The sequence below is a fragment of the Achromobacter sp. NCFB-sbj8-Ac1-l genome (assembly GCF_052695805.1).
Genome location: NZ_CP199812.1, coordinates 5,734,047 through 5,747,446, shown reverse-complemented (window position 1 = coordinate 5,747,446; position 13,400 = coordinate 5,734,047). Strand labels below are relative to the sequence as shown.

14 protein-coding genes are annotated in these 13,400 nt (G+C 68.1%); 8 read left to right on the top strand and 6 right to left on the bottom strand.

Going from position 1 to position 13,400, the window contains the following annotated elements; genetic code table 11:
* Nucleotides 1-4: 4 nt before the first annotated feature.
* On the bottom strand, nucleotides 5-943 hold the full coding sequence (locus ACUDP5_RS26375) for a LysR family transcriptional regulator (protein WP_263909326.1): 939 nt from the start codon (nucleotides 941-943) through the stop codon (nucleotides 5-7).
* A 98-nt stretch (nucleotides 944-1,041) separates the two neighbouring features.
* On the opposite strand from ACUDP5_RS26375, the gene ACUDP5_RS26370 reads away from it, so the two are divergent.
* The 7 genes from ACUDP5_RS26370 (at nucleotide 1,042) to ACUDP5_RS26340 (ending at nucleotide 8,733) form a co-directional block, all read left to right on the top strand.
* The gene (locus ACUDP5_RS26370) at nucleotides 1,042-2,517 is read left to right on the top strand and encodes an aldehyde dehydrogenase (protein WP_445657621.1); all 1,476 of its coding nucleotides are present in this window, start codon (nucleotides 1,042-1,044) and stop codon (nucleotides 2,515-2,517) included.
* Nucleotides 2,518-2,522: 5 nt separating this feature from the next.
* Nucleotides 2,523-3,545: an NAD-dependent epimerase/dehydratase family protein gene (locus ACUDP5_RS26365; protein WP_445657620.1), complete on the top strand. Its 1,023-nt coding sequence runs from the start codon at nucleotides 2,523-2,525 to the stop codon at nucleotides 3,543-3,545.
* A 100-nt stretch (nucleotides 3,546-3,645) separates the two neighbouring features.
* Nucleotides 3,646-4,620, top strand: coding sequence for a Bug family tripartite tricarboxylate transporter substrate binding protein (locus tag ACUDP5_RS26360; protein WP_263909331.1), 975 nt, complete (start codon nucleotides 3,646-3,648; stop codon nucleotides 4,618-4,620).
* Between the two features lie 52 nt (nucleotides 4,621-4,672).
* Entirely contained in the window at nucleotides 4,673-5,350 is a 678-nt protein-coding gene (locus tag ACUDP5_RS26355) for an RraA family protein (RefSeq protein ID WP_445657619.1), read from the top strand.
* Nucleotides 5,347-6,312: a 2-hydroxyacid dehydrogenase gene (locus ACUDP5_RS26350; RefSeq protein ID WP_445657618.1), complete on the top strand. Its 966-nt coding sequence runs from the start codon at nucleotides 5,347-5,349 to the stop codon at nucleotides 6,310-6,312. The genes ACUDP5_RS26355 and ACUDP5_RS26350 overlap by 4 nt, the downstream gene beginning before the upstream one ends.
* The gene (locus tag ACUDP5_RS26345; RefSeq protein WP_445657617.1) at nucleotides 6,309-7,742 is read left to right on the top strand and encodes an FAD-binding oxidoreductase; all 1,434 of its coding nucleotides are present in this window, start codon (nucleotides 6,309-6,311) and stop codon (nucleotides 7,740-7,742) included. The genes ACUDP5_RS26350 and ACUDP5_RS26345 overlap by 4 nt, the downstream gene beginning before the upstream one ends.
* 31 nt (nucleotides 7,743-7,773) lie before the next feature.
* The gene (locus tag ACUDP5_RS26340; RefSeq protein WP_445657616.1) at nucleotides 7,774-8,733 is read left to right on the top strand and encodes a tripartite tricarboxylate transporter substrate binding protein; all 960 of its coding nucleotides are present in this window, start codon (nucleotides 7,774-7,776) and stop codon (nucleotides 8,731-8,733) included.
* Between the two features lie 6 nt (nucleotides 8,734-8,739).
* Here ACUDP5_RS26340 and ACUDP5_RS26335 read toward each other — a convergent pair whose 3' ends face one another.
* From ACUDP5_RS26335 to ACUDP5_RS26320, 4 genes are all read right to left on the bottom strand, one after another.
* The gene (locus ACUDP5_RS26335; RefSeq protein WP_263909341.1) at nucleotides 8,740-9,360 is read right to left on the bottom strand and encodes a glutathione S-transferase family protein; all 621 of its coding nucleotides are present in this window, start codon (nucleotides 9,358-9,360) and stop codon (nucleotides 8,740-8,742) included.
* An 18-nt stretch (nucleotides 9,361-9,378) separates the two neighbouring features.
* Entirely contained in the window at nucleotides 9,379-9,957 is a 579-nt protein-coding gene (gene ampD / locus ACUDP5_RS26330; protein ID WP_175191775.1) for a 1,6-anhydro-N-acetylmuramyl-L-alanine amidase AmpD, read from the bottom strand.
* A gap of 221 nt (nucleotides 9,958-10,178) precedes the next feature.
* Complete coding sequence (locus ACUDP5_RS26325) at nucleotides 10,179-10,445, bottom strand: PP0621 family protein (RefSeq protein ID WP_445657615.1); 267 nt, start codon at nucleotides 10,443-10,445, stop codon at nucleotides 10,179-10,181.
* A 1-nt stretch (nucleotide 10,446) separates the two neighbouring features.
* Complete coding sequence (locus ACUDP5_RS26320; protein WP_025138167.1) at nucleotides 10,447-11,289, bottom strand: cytochrome C assembly family protein; 843 nt, start codon at nucleotides 11,287-11,289, stop codon at nucleotides 10,447-10,449.
* A 106-nt stretch (nucleotides 11,290-11,395) separates the two neighbouring features.
* Between ACUDP5_RS26320 and ffh the strand changes: the two genes are divergently transcribed.
* A complete protein-coding gene (ffh, locus tag ACUDP5_RS26315; RefSeq protein ID WP_025138166.1) occupies nucleotides 11,396-12,802 on the top strand; it encodes a signal recognition particle protein in 1,407 nt (468 codons plus the stop codon).
* 122 nt (nucleotides 12,803-12,924) lie between these two features.
* On the opposite strand, the gene lysM is transcribed toward ffh, so the two are convergent.
* The gene (gene lysM, locus ACUDP5_RS26310) at nucleotides 12,925-13,371 is read right to left on the bottom strand and encodes a peptidoglycan-binding protein LysM (RefSeq protein WP_199168576.1); all 447 of its coding nucleotides are present in this window, start codon (nucleotides 13,369-13,371) and stop codon (nucleotides 12,925-12,927) included.
* Nucleotides 13,372-13,400: the final 29 nt, after the last annotated feature.

Here is a 13,400-nt window from a genome sequence, read left to right as displayed (position 1 = left end):
GCGATCAGGCAGCCACCGGCGGCAACGGCAATAGCTGCCGCGCAATGTTCTCCATGGCGATTTCCAGTTCCGCGACCAGCGCCTGCGCCGCGGGCGACAGCGATCGATCGCGCCGGTGCAGCAGCCCGATATAGCGGCGCGCCGACGCATCGCAGAGCGGGGCGGCGCGCAGCCCCGCCAGATTCAGTTCCGGCAGGGCCAGGCGCGGCAGCACGCTGACGCCCAGGCCCTGGCGCACCATGCTGGCCGCGGTGCCCATGTTGGTCACGTCGTAACGCAACGCAGTGACCGGCGCGCCGACTTCGTCGCGCACCGCGCGGTCGAATTGCTGCCGCGCATTCGAGCCCTGCGACAGCAGCACCAGGTCGTAGCGCAGCACGTCGCGCCAATGCAGCCGCCCCGGCGCGTCGCCCAGCGGATGGCCGGCGGGAAAGATGGCGCAGAAGCAGTCTTCGGCCATTGGCGTGAAAGACAGGTCGGACACCGGCTCGGGCAAGGCGCCCACCGCGAACTCGATCTGGTTGGTGCGCAGCATGGCCATCAACTCATCGTTGTGCGCTTCCACGACCCGCACTTTCAAGGCCGGATGCGCCCGGCTCAGCATGCCCACGGCCGCAGGCAGCAAGGCCAGGGCCGTTGACGGCAGGGCGCCCAGCGCGACGCTGCCGCGCCGTACGGCCGCCAGGTCCGCCAGGCTGCGGTAGGCCTCTTCCAGGTCGGCGATGGGCCGTTGCACCCGCGCATAGAAGTCCTGGCCCGCCGAGGTCAGGCTGATGCTGCGCGTGGTGCGCTCGAACAGGCGCAGGCCCAGCACTTCTTCCAGGTCCTGGATCAGGGCGGTGAATGACGGCTGCGTGACGCCCAGCTGATTGGCCGCGTGGGTGAACGACCCGGTGTCCACCGCCAGCAGAAAGGCCTTGAGCGGCCGGTATTTGATATTCATAGCCATGGGCTAAGAATAGTAGAAAAATATCTATTTGTGTCTAATAATCGACCGGCCGATGATGACGCCTACCGAAGAACTCCCGGACCCAAGACGTTATGGACGCATCGAGCCACAAGCCCTTCCGCCTGGGCGCCAACTGGCGCCACAGCCAAGACGGCGACGCCGTCATCACCTCCATCAATCCGGCTGACGGCAGCATTGCCGGCATCGTCACGCGTGCCACGGCGCAGGACGTGGACACGGCCGTCGCCATTGCCTGGGACGCGTTCCAGAACAAGCCCTGGCGCAAGCTGCGCCCCGACCAGCGCGCCGCCACCCTGTACGAGATCGGACGGCGCCTGTCGGCCGAGCGCGAGCCGCTGGCGCGCCTGCAGATGCAGGACAGCGGCAAGCCCTGGAAGGAATGCCTGCACATGGTCGACAGCGCGGCCGGACATTTCCGCTATTACGCCGCGGTGTGCGAGACCTGGCAGAACGAGATGACCTCGCCGCGCGGCGAGTATTTCTCGATGGCCCTGGCCGAACCGTTCGGCGTCATCGCGGCGATCACGCCGTGGAACTCGCCCATCATGAACGAGGCCCAGAAGGCCGCCCCGGCGCTGGCCGCCGGCAACGCCGTGCTGCTCAAGCCGTCCGAAGAAACCCCGCAGCTGGCGCTGGAACTGGCGCGGCTGTGCAGTGAAGCCGGCTTGCCCGAAGGCCTGCTGACGGTGCTGCCGGGCCACGGCGAAGACGTGGGCGCGGCGCTGGTGAAGCATCCGGGCGTGCGCATGGTGTCGTTCACCGGCGGCACCGAGACCGGCCGCATCATCGGCGGCATCGCGGGCCAGCGCCTGATTCCGGTGGGGTTGGAACTGGGCGGCAAGTCGCCGCACATCGTGTTCGACGACGCCGACCTGGACCGCGCCGTGGCGGGCGTGATCTCGGGCATCTTCGGCTCGGCCGGCCAGAGCTGCGTGGCCGGCTCGCGCCTGTTCGTGCAGAAGTCCATCTACAAGCGCTTCATGGACGAACTCGTGACCCGCACGCAGCAGGTGCGCGTCGGGTTGCCGGACGACCCGGCCACGCAGATGGGCCCGCTGGTGTCGCGCGCCCATCGCGACAAGGTCGCGGGCTACGTGGACATCGGTCGCGGGGAAGGCGGCCGCGTGCTGGTGGGCGGCGCCGCGCCGTCGCAGGCCGCGCTGGCCAACGGCTGGTTCTACCTGCCCACGATCATCGACGGCCTGGGCAACCAGGCGCGCGTGTGCCAGGAAGAGATCTTCGGCCCGGTGCTGGTCGCCCTGCCGTTCGACGACGAAGACGACGTGATCCGCCAGGCCAACGACACCCCCTTCGGCCTGGGCGCCGGCATGTGGACGGGCGACTACGCCCGCGCCTGGCGCGTGGCCCGCGACATCGAAGCGGGCTCGGTCTGGATCAATACCTACAAGCAATCGCACATTGCCACGCCGTTCGGCGGCTTCAAGGCCAGCGGCATCGGCCGCGAGAAAGGCCTGCATGGCCTGCGCCTGTACAGCCAGGTCAAGAGCCTGTACTGGGGCATGCACGACAAACCGATGGGACTCTGAACACCATGACGACTGACAAGAAAAGCGCGGCCCTCACGCTGGCCGACTCCCGCATCCTGATCGCCGGCGCCGCCAGCCTGGTGGGCTCGCACACCGCCGACGCGCTGCTGGCCGCCGGCGTGCGCGAGGTGATCCTGCTGGACAACTTCGCCTTCGGCACGCCCGAAGCCATCGCCCACCTGCAGGACAACCCGCGCGTGAAAGTGGTGCGCGGCGACCTGATGCGCCTGCCCGACCTGCTGGCCGCCACCGAAGGCGTGGACGGCGTGCTGCACCTGGCCGCCTACATGACGCTGGGCTTTGCGCAAACGCCGTGGCAGGCGGTCGACGTGAACGTGCGCGGCGCGCAGAACATGCTGGAAGCCTGCCGCGTCAACAAGGTCAGGAAGATCGTCTTCGCCTCGTCCAACGCGGTGTACGGCTATGGCACGGGCATCGCGGGCGCGCTGGTGGAAAACGGCCCCTTCCATTCCGTGGGCGCGCCACCCGCCGCCATCCTGTACGGCGCGTCCAAGATCATGGGCGAACAGCTGTGCCGCCAGTACTACCAGAAAGCGGGACTGGACTACGTGGTGCTGCGCTATTCCACCGTGTACGGCGAACGGCAGCACTACCGCGCCGCCAATTCGCTGTACATCATGGAAACCTACGACCGCGTGCGCAAGGGCGAACGTCCCGTGCTGCCGGGCGATGGCACCGACACCAAGCACTTCGTGCACGTCTCGGACGTGGCGCGCGCCAACGTCGCGGCCTTCCAGAGCGCGGCCACCGACGTGGCCGTGAACGTGTCCGGCCCCGCGCCCATCACCACGGGTGAACTGGTGCGGCTGGTGCTGGACTACTGCAAGAGCGACCTGCAGCCCGAGATCAAGCCCGACCCGCCGGGTACCGTGCGCCTGACCTCGGGGGGCGCGTTCCATATTCCGCACGACCTGGCGGGCCAGCTCATCGGCTGGCAGCCCAAGGTCGGCATGGCCGAGGGCGTGGCGCGCCTTCTGGCCTGGCGCGAGCAACAAGGCGATGGCTGACGTGTCGCCCACGCAGCACCCGTGAAGTTCCGTGCACCGCGCCATAGAGCGCGGGCACCTGCAAAAGTGCCGATCCGGCACACCACGAGGAGACAAGGCAATGAGGAAGCTGAAAAGCATGGGCAGGGCGCTGCTGGCCCTGGGATTCGCGTTGGGCAGCGCCGTGGCATCGGCCGCGGCTTTTCCCGACAAGCCGGTGACGCTGGTGGTGCCGTACCCGCCGGGTGGCGCCACCGATGTGATCGCGCGGCTGATCGCCGAGAAACTGCCTGCCGTCTGGGGGCAGCAGGTCATCGTCAACAACCGTCCCGGCGCAGGCACCACCGTGGCGGCCGAAGCCGTGGCGCGCGCACCGGGCGATGGCTACACCCTGTTCATGACGACGGCGGCGCACACCATCAGCGCCAGCCTGTACAAGAAGCTGAACTACGACCCGCTCAAGGACTTCGCGCCGCTGACGCTGACCTCGACGATTCCGCTGGTGCTGGTGACCGCGCCGTCGCTGCCGGTGAAGAACCTGGCCGAACTCATCGCCTACGGCAAGGCCGCGCCGCAGGGCCTGAGCATGGCCTCCACCGGCAACGGTACGCCCCAGCACCTGACGGGCGAACTCTTCAAGGCCAAGACGGGCATGAAGCTGGTGCACGTGCCGTACCGCGGCGACGCGCCGATGCTGACCGACCTGATCGGCGGCCAGGTGCAGATGGCGTTCGTGACCCTGTCGGCCGCGCTGCCGTACATCCAGTCGGGCAAGTTGCGCGCGATTGCGCTGGCGCATCCCCGGCGGGTCGAGGCCGTCGGCCAGGTGCCCACGCTGGACGAAGCCGGCATGAAAGGCTTCGAGGCGGCGACCTGGTTCGGGCTGTTCGCGCCCGCCAGCATGCCGGCGGACCTGCGCGAGAAGATCTATCGCGATGTCGCCAAGATCGTCGCCACGCCCGAGATGACCAAGAAACTGCAGGACATGGGTGGCGAGGTGAACAACAGCTCGCCGCAGCAGTTCCAGTCATTCATCAATGCCGAAGCGCAGCGCTGGGCCGAGGGCGTCAAGCTCTCCGGCGCGCAGATCGATTGAGTCCGTACCCCCGAGATGGCCGCCGCGCCGTCCCGACAGGAGACCCCGCAAGATGAGCAATACCGAACACGCTTTGCTGGCGCGATGCGCCGCCTATGGCACCAGCACCTGGGCCGACGCCCTGGATACCCTGGGCATCGCCGGGGTGGTGCAGGGCATCCCGCGACGCGGCGGGCAAGGCCGCATCGCCGGCTTCGCCGTCACGGCCCGCCACGTCAGCGGCGCACTGGGCGACTTCGATCGCGCCGATTTCGCGGTGGGACGCCTGGTGGCCGCCACCGGCCCCGGCCGCGTGCTGATGGTGGACGCGGGCGGCGCCTGCATATCCACCTTTGGCGGCATTGCCTCGCTGGCCGCATCCATGCGCGAGGCCACCGGCGTGGTGATAGACGGCGCCTGCCGCGATGTCGACGAGATCGAAGCCACCGGCTTGTGGCTGGCGGCCCGCCATGTCACGCCCTTGACGGGCAAGACGCGCCTGCGCCTGCAAGCCATGGGCCAGCCCGTCATCATCGGCGGGGTGACGGTGGCCGAGGGCGACCTGGTGGTGGGCGACGACACCGGCCTGGTGGTGGTGCCGCGGGCGCAGCTGGAAGCCGTGCTGGCCGCGGCGCAACAGGCGCAGGACACCGACGCGCGGGTGGAACAAGGCATTCGCGACGGCCTGTCGTTCGCCGAGGCCGCCGCCGCCGCGAACTACATCCCCGCCCGTGCCGGAGCGCCTGCGTGACTGCTGCATACGACATCGTCCAGGTGGCATCGCTGGGCCCGGCATTCGACCAGCAACTGGCGTCGCGCTACCGGGTCCTGCCCGCCTGGCGCGAACCCCAGGGGCTGGCCGCCTTCGGCGACGAACTGCGCGGCTTGCGCCTGGCCGTCACCTCGGTGCGCCATGGCTTCACGCAGGCCATGTTCGACGCGCTGCCGGCCTTGCAGGCCGTGTGCAGCTGGGGCGTCGGCCACGACACGCTGGATTTGCAGGCAGCCGCGCGGCGCGGCATCGGCGTCAGCGTCACCCCTGATGTCTTGGACGACTGCGTGGCAGACCTGGCCTGGGCGCTGCTCTTGTCCGCCGCGCGCCGCACGGCGGTGGGCGACCGCTACGTGAAGGGGGGGCACTGGCGCGCCCTGGGGCAGTTTCCGGTGACCACGCGGGTATCCGGCAAGCGGCTTGGCATTCTGGGGCTGGGCCGCATCGGCGACGCCATCGCGCGGCGGGGGGCGGGGTTCGACATGGACGTGCGCTATCACAACCGCACGCCGCGGCCCCAGGCGCCCTACCGCTACGAGGCCCGTCTGGTGGACCTGGCCGCGTGGGCGGATTTCCTGGTGGTGGCCTGCGTGGGCGGCCCCGCCACGCGCCATCTGGTCGACGCCGCCGTCATCCGCGCGCTCGGCCCGCAGGGCATCCTGGTCAACATCGCGCGCGGCAGCGTGGTGGACCAGGCCGCCGCGCTGGCGGCATTGCGCGCGGGCGAACTGGGCGGCGCCGGCCTGGACGTGCTGGAACGCGAACCCACGCCCGCCACGGAATTCGCCGATCTGGATCAGGTCTCCCTGATGCCCCACGTGGGCAGTGCCACGCACGAAACACGCGCCGCCATGGCGCAACTGGTGCTGGATAACGTGGCGGCCTTCATGGAAAGCGGCAAGCTGCTGACGCCGGTGGCCGCGCGGGACGGGCAGTCATGACCGCGCCCGGCGTGCAGGCGCGTGCGACGCTGCTGGCCGATCTGGTCGCCTGCCTGGGCGCGGCCCAGGTATTGACCGGCGCGGATGCCGAGCCCCACCTGACCGACTGGCGCCGGGCCGTCACCGGCCGCGCCCTGGCCGTGCTGCGGCCAGGCTCGTGCGACGAGGTGGCGCAAGTGATGCGCCTGTGCGCCGCCGCGGGCGTGCCCGTGGTGCCGCAGGGCGGCAATACCGGCCAGGTGGCCGCCGCCACGCCGAGCGCGGACGGCACCGCCGTGGTGCTGTCGCTCGTGCGCATGAATCGCATCCGCGCGGTGGACGTGGATGGCGACACCCTCACGGTCGAAGCCGGCTGCGTCTTGCAGGCGGTGCAGGACGCCGCCCGGCAGGCGGGCCGCCTGTTCCCGCTGTCGCTGGGGGCGGAAGGCAGCTGCACCATCGGCGGCAACCTGGCCACCAACGCCGGCGGCACGCAGGTGCTGCGCTACGGCAATGCGCGCGACCTGGCGCTGGGCCTGGAAGTCGTCACGCCGCAAGGCGAGATCTGGCACGGGCTGCGCGGCCTGCGCAAGGACAACACTGGCTACGACCTGCGCGACCTGTACATCGGCAGCGAGGGCACGCTGGGCATCATCACCGCCGCGGTGCTCAAGCTGTTTCCGTTGCCGCGGGCACAGCGCACCGCCTTGATGGTCGTGCCGGACCTGCACGCGGCGCTGCGCCTGCTGCAACGTGCCCGCGCGGGCTTTGGCGCCGCGCTGACCGCGTTCGAAGTCATGGCGGCATCCTGCCTGCACGATGTGGTGCGGGCGTTTCCCTCGCAGCGCCTGCCTTTTCCGGCGCTGCCAGATACGGCCTGGTGCGCGCTGCTGGAAATCTCCGACAGCCAAGACGAACAGCATGCGCAAGCGCAGCTGGAATCGGTGCTGACAGCAGCGTGGGATGCGGGTGAGGCGCTCGATGCCGCCGTGGCGGTATCCCAGGCGCAGAGCGACGCCTTCTGGCATCTGCGCGAAAGCATCACGCTGGCGTTGGCGCAGGCCGACGCATGCGTCAAACACGATATCTCGCTGCCCGTCTCGCGCATTCCGGATTTCGTGCGGGCCACCGACCAGGCATTGGCCGAAGCGTTTCCCGGCGTTGCGATGCGCGTGTTCGGCCATCTGGGCGACGGCAACCTGCACTACAACCTGTTGCCCCCGCCAGGCGCGCGGGAAGCGGACATCCAGCGCCTGGTGCACGACCGCGTGCACCAGGCGGGCGGCTCGATCAGCGCCGAACAGGGCATCGGCCAGCGCCGCGTGGACGACCTGCAACGCTACAAGGGTGCAGTGGAACTGGCGCTGATGCAACGCATCAAGCAGGCGCTGGATCCGCAGGGCCTGATGAATCCGGGCAAGGTCCTGGCGGCCGATCCCCCCACGAAATAGACACAAGCAAAAAAACCCACAGGAGACAAGCATGTTTTTTTCGAACAAGACCGTTGCGCGCGCCGCGCTTGCCGTCGCGGGGCTGTGCGCCGCGTTGCCCGCGTGGGCCTGGCCGGATCATCCGATCGAACTGATCGTAGGCTTTGCGCCCGGTGGCGGCACCGACCTCACCGCCCGCTCGCTGGCGGTGTTCCTGGAAAAGGAGCTGGGCGCCACGGTGGTGGTGCAGAACAAGCCGGGCGCCTCCAGCGCCATCGCGCTGTCGTACGTGGCCCGCGCCAAGCCCGACGGCTATACGCTGGCGATGACCAACATGCCCGGGCTGGTGTCCCTGCCCATCGAGCGCAAGGCGGGCTTTGCCACGGGCGATTTCACCTACCTGGCGAACCTGGTGCGCGACCCCAGCGCCTTCAGCGTGGCGGCCGACAGCCCCTACCAGACGCTGGACGCGCTCATCGCCGCGGCAAAAGCCAAGCCCGGCGCCATCAGCTACGGCTCTACCGGTGTGGGCACCGACGATCACCTGGCCCTGGTGCTGTTCCAGAACCTCACGGGTACCCAGCTGAACCACGTGCCCTACAACGGCGCGGGGCCGCTGCGCAGCTCGGTGCTGGGCGGGCATACGGTGATCGGCGGGTTGAACCTGGGCGAAGTCATGCCGTATCACGGCAAGAACATGCGCGTGCTGGCGCAGGCCAGCGCCGAACGATCGCCGTTGGGGCCGGACGTGCCGACCTTCAAGGAATTGGGGGTGAACCTGGTGTTTGCGTCCGAACGCGGCATCGTGGCGCCCAAGGGCCTGCCGGTGGACGTGGCCGACAAGCTGCGCAAGGCCTTGGGCAACGTTGCTGCCAACCCGGAATTCCAGGCCCAGATGAAGCAGCAGTTCACCGAGATGGACTACCTGGACGGCCCGCAATGGCAAGAGCGCCTGAAAGGCGACGACACCCGCCTGCGGGCCATCTGGGCCAAGACGCCCTGGGTGGAATAAGCGGGCTTATTCCAGCGGCAGCGTCAGCACGCCCTGCGGCGCGGGGCGCATCATCACGCGGCGGTACCAGGCCGACAGGGCGGGCGTGTCCGGGCGTTCGATGGGCAGGGCCAGCCAGCGATGCGCCGAACAGACCAGGGCGATGTCGCCGATGGTCAGCTGGCGGCCGGCGATGAATTCGCGGCCTTGCAGCGCCTGGTCCAGGATCTGGGCGCGGGCGTTGCTGCGCGTGACCGACAGGTCGATGGCGGCGCGGTCGCGCTTGTCTTCGGGCGTGCGGATCAGGCCCAGGAAGGCCGGGCCCATGGCGCCTTGCCATTCGGTCGTCTGCCAATCCATCCAGCGGTCGGAGTCGGCCCGCATGCAGGCGTCTTCAGGCCACAGCGTGCCGGCGCCGTAACGCGAGGCCAGGTAGCGCACGATGGCATTCGATTCCCACAGCACGAAGCCGCCGTCGTCGATGGCGGGCACGGTGCGGTTGGGATTGATCTTGGCGTAGTCCGGCGTGTCGACCACGCCGAACGGGCCGCCCGCCTGGATGAATGTGTGCGGCAGCGCCAGTTCGCGCACCGCCAGCATGACTTTCTGCACGTTGACGGAAGTCAGGCGTCCCCAGATCTTCAACATAACGAATCCTTGTAAGGGTCAGGCGGGCGGCAATTGCCGCCGCGCAAAGCCGCTGTCGCGCGAAAAGCGCGTCCAGTTGAATGCGGGCCCCGGGTCGGTCTTGCGGCCCGGGGCGATGTGCTCGTGGCCCCAGGCGGCCGCCAGGGGATAGCGCGTGCGCAGCACCGGTGTCAGCTTGCGCAGCGCCACGTATTGCTCGTCAGTGTAGGGCAGGGTGTCCGTGCCCTCCAGCTCGATGCCGATCGAAAAATCATTGCAGCGCTCGCGCCCCGCGAACCTGGACACGCCGGCATGCCAGGCGCGGGCGTCGGTGGACACGAACTGCACGATGCGGCCATCGCGCCGGATGAAGAAGTGCGCCGACACCCGCAGCCCGCGCAGCCGTTCCAGCCAGGGATGCGAGCCGTAGTCCAGCGTATTCAGGAACAGCCCGGCGACCTCGGGGCCGCCGAACTGCCCGGGCGGCAGGCTGATGTTGTGCAGGACCAGCAGCGACACCTGCGTGCCCGGCGGGCGCGCGTCGCAGTTGGGAGAGGGCAGGCGGGAAACACCAGGGGCCGGCGCCAGCCAGCCATGTCGATCCAGAAGCAGGGCCATGGGAAGGAAGCATGCATGTTGTATCCAACATGCATTATGCCTGCGAGGCGCGAACGGCAGAATCGATGGGCGTTTGTGCTGAATTATCGATATTTCTGACGGGAATGTAGCCATTGGGCCGCGTCGATTATCGCGTCCAATTCGGCCATGACTTGAGCATGCGGAACTACAGGTCGTGTATCCATGAGGCTGTCTGCCACCCCCAACCAGCCCCTTCCGTCCTATTTCGCTGCCGGCCCCAGCCGCGCGTGTTCCGCGCTGCACCAGGTGTGGCCGCCTTGCAGCAGCGCTTCCGAGCGCGGCAGGTGGATGCCGCAGTGGGCGCAGCGGACCATGGATTCGGGGGCGCCGGGGGCGGGTTGGCCGGCCGCGGGGCGCGGCTTGGCGCCCGGGGGCGGGGCCTGTCGGGCGGCGGCCATGCGGCCGGCGATGCGGGCCACGAACAGCACCAGGATGATGATGACGATCCAGAACAGCAACTTGCCCACGTCAGCCTCGATGCAGAATGACTTCCAGCACAAACCGGCTGCCGGTATAGGCCAGGATAAGGAACCCGAAACCCGTCAGGGTCCAGCGCAGGGCCACGCGGCCGCGCCAGCCCCAGATGTGGCGTCCGGCCAGCAGCACCCCGAAGGTCAGCCAGGACAGCAGGGTGAACACCGTTTTATGGTCGAACGGCAGGATCATGCCGGTCAGCTTCATGGACGCCACCGACCCCGACCCCACGGCCAGCGTCAGCACCACGAAACCGATCCAGATGATGCGGAACAGCAGTTGTTCCTGCACCAGCAGCGGCGGCTGGGAATCGAGCACCCGGCCGATGATGCTGCGTTCGGCGGGGGCGTCCAGGGGGCGGTGCAGATGGCGGTCGAGCAGCGCCATCATCATGGCGTGCAGGGCGGCGATGGTGATCAGGCCGTAGGCCGCCAGGGCGATCAGCAGGTGGACGCGCAGCCAGGGGTTGTCGGCATGGGGCACGAACTGCCCCTGGGGAAACAGGGCCGCCAGGCCGCTGGCCAGGGTGGCGGCGGGCAACAGCAGCAATTGCAGGCCGTCGATGCGCACCAGCAGGCTTTCCAGCCAGAACACCACCAGGCCCAGCCATACGGCGGCGGACAGCGCCAGTGCCCACCCTATGAACAGGTGGGGGGCCCCCAGCATGGATTGTTGCAGCCCGATTCCATGCAAAACCAGGGCCCCCAGCAGGCACGCCCGGGCGATTTTGCCCGTGTGCTCGACTTCCCCGGCGCCGGCCAGGCGGACCCAAAGAGAGCCTCCCAGCACTGCGTACGCCAAGGCAGCCGCTGTGTGAAATACAATGCCTAGTGACATAGAAACCGTTGTCTGGATGGGGCCTTGGGGTGCATACCACCGGAAAGCGCAGAATCCGCGCCTGCGGCCACCGTTCAATCAGCTAGTTTAAGCGGAAACGCCTCTCATGCTCGATAACCTAACTCAACGCCTTTCGCGCGTCGTCAAGACGCTGCGCGGCGAAGCCCGCCTGACCGAGGCCAACACGCAAGAGATGCTGCGCGAAGTGCGCATGGCATTGCTTGAGGCCGACGTGGCGCTGCCCGTGGTGCGCGAATTCGTCGCCCGGGTCAAGGAAAAGGCGCTGGGCGAAGAAGTCGCCGGCAGCCTCAGCCCCGGCCAGGCCCTGGTGGGCGTGGTCCACAAGGAACTGACCGCCCTCATGGGGGGCGACCTGGGCGCCGATTCCGGCGAACTGTCGCTGGCCGTGCAGCCGCCCGCCGTCATCCTGATGGCCGGCCTGCAGGGCGCCGGTAAAACCACCACCACCGGCAAGCTGGCCCGCTGGCTGTCCGAAGGCCAGCACACCCAGCATGGCCGCAAGACCGGCAAGAAAAAGGTCCTGGTGGTGTCCGCCGACGTCTATCGTCCGGCCGCTATCGACCAGTTGAAAAGCGTCGCGGCCCAGGTCGGCGTCGATTTCCTGCCGTCCGACCCCAGCCAGAAGCCCGAAGACATCGCCCGCAACGCGGTCGACCATGCCCGCCGCCACCACTACGACGTCCTGATCCTGGATACGGCCGGCCGCCTGGGCATCGACGAAGCCATGATGCGCGAAATCCGCGCCCTGCATGACCTGGTCAAGCCGATCGAAACACTGTTCGTGGTCGACGCCATGCAAGGCCAGGACGCGGTCAACACCGCCCGCGCCTTTGCCGAGGCCCTGCCGCTGACCGGCGTGGTGCTCACCAAGCTGGACGGCGACGCCCGCGGCGGCGCGGCCCTGTCGGTGCGCCACGTCACCGGCAAGCCGCTCAAGTTCGTCGGCGTCTCGGAAAAGCTGGACGGGCTTGAACCCTTCTACCCCGAGCGCATGGCACAGCGCGTGCTGGGCATGGGCGACATCGTCTCCCTGGTCGAGCAGGCGCAGAAGAACATCGACATCGCCGAAGCCCAGAAGCTCGCGGCCAAGATCAAGTCGGGCAACAAGTTCGACCTGAACGACTTCCGCGACCAGCTCGGCCAGGTGAAAAAGCTGGGCGACATGGGCTCGCTGCTGGAAAAGCTGCCGGCCCAGTTCCAGCAGGCCGCCGGTCAGTTGCAGGGCGGCCAGGCCGAAAAGCAGTTGCGCCGCACCGAGGGCATCCTCAATTCCATGACCGCCGCCGAACGCGCCAAGCCCGAACTCATCAAGGCTTCGCGCAAGCGCCGCATCGCCGCGGGGTCGGGCGTGCCCGTGCAAGAGGTCAACCGCCTTCTGGCTCAGTTCGAGCAGATGCAGGGCATGATGAAGCAGATGAAAAAGGGCGGCATGGCCAAGATGATGCGCGCCATGGGCGGCATGAAGGGCATGGGCCGCTTCATGAAGGGCTGATGGCTCAAAAAAATGGCCAGACGTTGCGTCTGGCCAAATGATCGCGGCAGTCAGGGGGTTCTGCGCCGCGATGTACAAGCCGACCACTGCAAAGGCGCAGCCGGCTTGTTCGCTGTTCTGATTTACGACAGGGGCGGAATGCGCAGCACCTGGCCCGGGTAGATCTTGTCGGGGCTGGTCAGCATCGGCTTGTTGGCCTCGAAGATCAGGGTGTTCTTTGCGCCCTGGCCCTTGCCGTACTGCGCTTCGGCGATCTTCCACAGGTTGTCGCCCTTTTGCACCGTGTACATCTTGGCTTCGGGGGTGGCTTGCTTCACCTTCAGCTGGTTGTCCACCGCGGCCACGCCGACGGTATTGCCCAGCGCCAGCGAGATCTTCTCGGCGGCTTCGGTGCTGGCGGCTTCGCCCGCCACCGTGACCTTGTCGCCGTCCACGGTGATCTGCAGGCCGTCGGCGTTCAGGCCGTGCTTATCCAGTTCTTTCTTCAGTTCGTCCGCCGTTGCCGCCTTGGCTTCGCTGGCGCCGAAGAGCTTTTCCCCAACATCCTTGATGAAATTGAGCAGACCCATAGTGTTTCCTTTATCTATGTTGCGGTGAG

What these genes read in the sequence shown, in the direction of transcription:
- ACUDP5_RS26340 (WP_445657616.1), top strand. Translation starts at nt 7,774, where the DNA reads ATGTTTTTTTCGAACAAGACCGTTGCGCGCGCCGCGCTTGCCGTCGCG.
- ACUDP5_RS26365 (WP_445657620.1), top strand. Translation starts at nt 2,523, where the DNA reads ATGACGACTGACAAGAAAAGCGCGGCCCTCACGCTGGCCGACTCCCGC.
- ACUDP5_RS26345 (WP_445657617.1), top strand. Translation starts at nt 6,309, where the DNA reads ATGACCGCGCCCGGCGTGCAGGCGCGTGCGACGCTGCTGGCCGATCTG.
- ACUDP5_RS26360 (WP_263909331.1), top strand. Translation starts at nt 3,646, where the DNA reads ATGAGGAAGCTGAAAAGCATGGGCAGGGCGCTGCTGGCCCTGGGATTC.
- ACUDP5_RS26355 (WP_445657619.1), top strand. Translation starts at nt 4,673, where the DNA reads ATGAGCAATACCGAACACGCTTTGCTGGCGCGATGCGCCGCCTATGGC.
- ampD (WP_175191775.1), bottom strand. Translation starts at nt 9,957, where the DNA reads ATGGCCCTGCTTCTGGATCGACATGGCTGGCTGGCGCCGGCCCCTGGT.
- ACUDP5_RS26320 (WP_025138167.1), bottom strand. Translation starts at nt 11,289, where the DNA reads ATGTCACTAGGCATTGTATTTCACACAGCGGCTGCCTTGGCGTACGCA.
- lysM (WP_199168576.1), bottom strand. Translation starts at nt 13,371, where the DNA reads ATGGGTCTGCTCAATTTCATCAAGGATGTTGGGGAAAAGCTCTTCGGC.
- ACUDP5_RS26370 (WP_445657621.1), top strand. Translation starts at nt 1,042, where the DNA reads ATGGACGCATCGAGCCACAAGCCCTTCCGCCTGGGCGCCAACTGGCGC.
- ffh (WP_025138166.1), top strand. Translation starts at nt 11,396, where the DNA reads ATGCTCGATAACCTAACTCAACGCCTTTCGCGCGTCGTCAAGACGCTG.
- ACUDP5_RS26375 (WP_263909326.1), bottom strand. Translation starts at nt 943, where the DNA reads ATGAATATCAAATACCGGCCGCTCAAGGCCTTTCTGCTGGCGGTGGAC.
- ACUDP5_RS26335 (WP_263909341.1), bottom strand. Translation starts at nt 9,360, where the DNA reads ATGTTGAAGATCTGGGGACGCCTGACTTCCGTCAACGTGCAGAAAGTC.